We start from the raw sequence: 4,512 nt of genomic DNA, 5'->3' as shown, positions 1-4,512 counted from the left end.
AAGCCTTGCCGGGGCTATTATCGCACTAGTGTTTTTCTACTTTTTAAGTGTCGGTTTTATATTGGGGGCGGAAATAAATGCGGAACTTTATCATAAAAGACTTGTAAAATTAGAAAAAAACAACCCAAGCGATTGAATTTTGTGCAAAGTTGTGTAGGATACTTCCCAATTGATATAATCAATAATATCATTTAAAAGCATTTGGGATAATCACCCAGAGGAATGAGAAATGGCTGAGAAAAAAGGACTCCTGTCGGGAAAGCGCGGTATCATTATGGGGGCCGCCAATAATAGATCTATTGCATGGGGTATCGCTAAAAAGGCCGCCGATGAAGGCGCGGAACTTGCGTTTACTTACCAAGGCGAAGCACTTGAAAAACGTGTGCGCCCGCTCGCGGAGAGTGTGGGATCAAATATTGTTCTTCCTTGTGATGTAACGGATAATGATTCTATCGATGCTGTATTTGCTGAATTAGAAAAAATCTGGGGTAAACTTGACTTTCTTGTGCATGCTATTGCCTATTCCGATAAACAAGAGCTCACTGGAAGATATGTTGATACTTCGCTTGAAAATTTCACCAAAAGCATGCAAATTTCTTGTTATTCTTTTACCGCTGTAGCTCAGCGTGCTGAAAAATTAATGACCGATGGTGGCAGCATGATAACACTTAGTTATTATGGCGCGGAAAAAGTAATCCCGCATTATAATGTAATGGGTGTGGCAAAAGCAGCACTTGAAGCCAGCGTCAAATATCTTGCGCGTGATTTAGGTCCAAAAAATATTCGTGTGAACAGTATTTCTGCTGGCCCTATTAAAACACTTGCCGCTTCTGGAATTGGTGATTTCCGTTATATTTTAAAATGGAACGAACTTAATTCGCCTATGGGTCGTAACGTCAGTATTGATGAAGTCGGCAATGCAGGTGCATATTTCTTAAGCGATCTATCATCCGGCGTTACTGGTGAAAACCATCATGTTGATGCAGGTTATCATGTAATGGGAATGAAACGCGAAGACGCCCCGGATCTCACCCTCAATAAGGATTAGTAGTTATGTCAGACAATTCCTTCGGTAAATTGTTCCGGGTAACCACCTGGGGCGAGAGTCACGGCCCGTCTATAGGATGCGTCGTCGATGGTGTACCGCCGATGTTACCCATAACCGAAGAAGATCTGCAAGTTTATCTCGATCAAAGAAAACCAGGACAAAATCGATTCACCACTCAAAGAAAAGAACCTGATCAAGTGAAAATCATGTCAGGTGTTTTTGAAGGCGTAACTACTGGTACGCCAATAAGCCTCGTTATTGAAAATAAAGATCAACGGTCAAAAGACTATGGTGACATCAAAGATAAATACCGCCCGGGACATGCTGATTTCACCTATATTGAGAAATACGGCATACGTGATTACCGTGGCGGCGGACGCTCATCGGCAAGAGAAACCGCAATGCGTGTCGCAGCTGGTGGTGTTGCAAGGAAGATACTTGGTGAAAATATTAAAATTACCGGTGCAATGGTTCAAATGGGCGAAAAGAAAATCAATCCTGAAAATTGGGACGATGAACTCATCAGTCAGAATCCATTTTGGTGCCCAGACGCTAAAATGGTGCCCGAGTGGGAAAAATACCTCGATCAAATTCGTAAATCAGGCAGCTCAATTGGTGCTGTCATCGAAGTGCGCGCAAGTGGTGTTCCAGCCGGTCTTGGCGCGCCGATTTATGGTAAGCTGGACGGTGATTTAGCCGCCGCAATGATGAGCATTAATGCTGTAAAAGGCGTTGAAATTGGAGCGGGGTTTGGAAGCGCCGCTTTAACTGGTGAAGAAAACGCCGATCAAATACGTATGAAGGACGATAAACCAAATTTTCAAAGCAATCACGCAGGCGGAATTCTCGGTGGTATATCATCCGGTCAGGATGTAATCGTCCGTTTTGCCGTGAAACCAACATCATCCATTTTAACGCCGCGTGATACCGTTGACCGTCACGGAAACGAAACCGAAATTTTAACCAAAGGGCGCCATGATCCTTGTGTTGGTATACGTGCCGTTCCCATCGGTGAAGCAATGATGGCATGCGTGCTTGCGGATCACTTAATGCGCCATAAAGCGCAATGCGAATAAAAGATGACTTCATTCCCACCAGAGCAAATCTGCGGACCTTCTGCCTGGGTGGAAATGAATATGGAAAAAGAACCAGACCTTTGGTTAAAAACATTTTCACTTGATGAAATTAATGAACTTGAAAAAGCCGCAGATGATTTTTTATCATCATCACTTTCTATAGGTGACTTATCAATTGAAAATTTTCCTCTGCCAAAACTTTCAAAACGGTTTAATGCGTTAAAAGAAACATTAATCCATGGCCACGGTTTTGAAGTTATTCGCGGACTTCCCGTAACAAACTATTCTCAAGAAAAAGCGGCCACTATTTTTTGCGGTATTGGCGTTTATTTAGGGTCAGCAAGATCACAGAATGCGGCCGGTCATATCCTTGGCCATGTCAGGAATATTAGTGCAGATGCCAATGATGTTAATACCCGTATTTATCAAACAGCAGAACGACAAACTTTTCATACGGATTCCGCAGACATCGTGGGTTTAATGTGCTTAAAAACCGCAAAAAAGGGGGGCGGTTCATTACTCGTCAGCACGGAAACCATCTATAATGAAATGAATAAAAGAAGGCCCGATCTTCTTAAGCTCCTTTTTGAACCAATCGCCACAGACCGCCGCGGCGAAATTCCGCAAGGAGAAAAACCCTATTTCGAAATTCCCATTCTCAATTGGTATGACGGTAAATTAACAGGCATGTATCAACGCCAATATATTGAAAGTGCCCAACGTTTTCCTGAAGCAAAACGCCTTACAAAAATGCATATTGAAGCCATGAATTTATTTGATCAGTTGGCCAATGACCCTAAATTACATTTACAGATGGAATTAAAACCGGGTGACCTTCAATTCGTTTATAATCACTCACAACTTCATGACCGTGAGGGGTTCGAAGATCACCCAGAACTTGAAAACAGACGTTATCTTTATCGACTATGGATATCACCAAAAGGCGACCGGGAATTGCCGGAATGTTTTAAAGAACGTTTTGGCTCCATAGAAATAGGAAACCGTGGTGGTATTATTACCGAAAATACAAAGCTCACTTTTGAATTGGGCTAAGTTTAAGCAATCACCTAATAATCCCAAAACCATCTTACCGATAAATTATTATCATTATCCATCGTTCTTCTGGTCACAAGGGAAAGATTACGTGTTAAGTCAATTTCCACACTAGTCGCTGTTTCACCCGTTGCTAGTGCTGCGGAAACCTCAACATAAACATTGTTGGTTAAATATTTTTCTCCCGTGATAGTCGTACAATATTCACGGCCATTATCATTATCAATCGATAAGCGATCGACACCATTCGCGCGGCGGATCCCACCAAGGATACCCTGACCACCCCCGTTTGATAATGAATAGACGGCTGACGCCAATTGAACCGCTTCAACGGCCGTAAGTTCAGCAACGGATGTTCCAAATAAAATGCGTGATAAGACCTCATTTTCTGGTAAATATGGCGTGGAACTTAACTCAAGTTTTGGGTTAGATGCCTTGCCGAAAATCCGTAAATTTGCAGTCATTTCAAGCATGGCATGTTCTGCTGCTATTTCAATAACAGGATCATTACTTTTATCATTTGGAAACGCAAAGTTTCCGCGTTTGAGTTCAAACCTTTTTCCTGAAAATTCAAAAAATCCACGAATTAAATTCGCGGTTCCACCGATAATGGGCTCTTCTGACGTTCCCGAATTTTTCAAGTCTGCGCCCCACTCGGAATCAAGTCCGTAACTTGTGACAAATAACTGGTTTGGCACAACCAAGTTTAAATCGAGCTTTATAGGGCCAAGGGCATCTTCTTGCTTTTTTTGCGCTTGAATTGTGCCTTCATCGTTAATTTCTGTTACATCGAGTTCTGCGATTGCAACACCGCCTTGCTCAACCGCACCAATACTCGCATTTTCAACCGTTATATCACCAGATAGAGACGTCTTATCTAAACTTTTTTCAAAACTAAGATCCGTTGACGCCCTTAACTGCAATTCAGGTTGCCTTACGAGTTCTGCACTTTCAAGCATTAAACCGGCACGTGCCGTATAACTGAAATCCGGATTAATAATAATATCAGCGTTTGCATTGATTTTCCCTTCCCCACCATCATTTGCGGAAAATTGATCAAGAGTAAAATGACGATCTTTAAGAATAGCAGTCATTTCAATACTATCTGCAACGAAGCCAGATTGCATATTTTCATATCGACCATTTTTCATTGTAACGCGACCATCCAAATCTGGTGATGCATATGTTCCAGATTGTACGTCATCAGGGAAAGTTGGGTTTTTAAGTCTTTATAATAAGAGAGTATTCTGCTCCATCTGTTAATATTATGCGGCCATAGCTTTAATGTGCAAGCGTTTTCGTTTGGCCATTGTTTTTAGTTTAATTTTGTTTCGC

4 protein-coding genes are annotated in these 4,512 nt (G+C 42.0%); 3 read left to right on the top strand and 1 reads right to left on the bottom strand.

The annotated features are described in order from the left end of the window. The first annotated feature begins 229 nt into the window (after positions 1–229). Genes fabI through ACTF6W_RS00495 form a run of 3 tightly spaced genes read left to right on the top strand, consistent with a single transcriptional unit; the run spans position 230 to position 3,177 of the window. On the top strand, positions 230–1,048 hold the full coding sequence (fabI, locus tag ACTF6W_RS00505; RefSeq protein WP_438992580.1) for an enoyl-ACP reductase FabI: 819 nt from the start codon (positions 230–232) through the stop codon (positions 1,046–1,048). Between the two features lie 5 nt (positions 1,049–1,053). Further along, positions 1,054–2,124: a chorismate synthase gene (aroC, locus tag ACTF6W_RS00500; protein ID WP_438992579.1), complete on the top strand. Its 1,071-nt coding sequence runs from the start codon at positions 1,054–1,056 to the stop codon at positions 2,122–2,124. A gap of 60 nt (positions 2,125–2,184) precedes the next feature. Next, a complete protein-coding gene (locus ACTF6W_RS00495; protein WP_438992578.1) occupies positions 2,185–3,177 on the top strand; it encodes a TauD/TfdA family dioxygenase in 993 nt (330 codons plus the stop codon). Between the two features lie 14 nt (positions 3,178–3,191). Here ACTF6W_RS00495 and ACTF6W_RS00490 read toward each other — a convergent pair whose 3' ends face one another. Continuing rightward, positions 3,192–4,328: a translocation/assembly module TamB domain-containing protein gene (locus tag ACTF6W_RS00490; RefSeq protein ID WP_438992577.1), complete on the bottom strand. Its 1,137-nt coding sequence runs from the start codon at positions 4,326–4,328 to the stop codon at positions 3,192–3,194. Positions 4,329–4,512 lie beyond the last annotated feature (184 nt).

The organism is Pseudemcibacter sp. (assembly GCF_965661635.1).
GTDB lineage: Bacteria > Pseudomonadota > Alphaproteobacteria > Sphingomonadales > Emcibacteraceae > Pseudemcibacter.
Note: the sequence above shows the minus strand (reverse complement) of the source record. Positions and strands in the feature narration are given on the sequence as shown.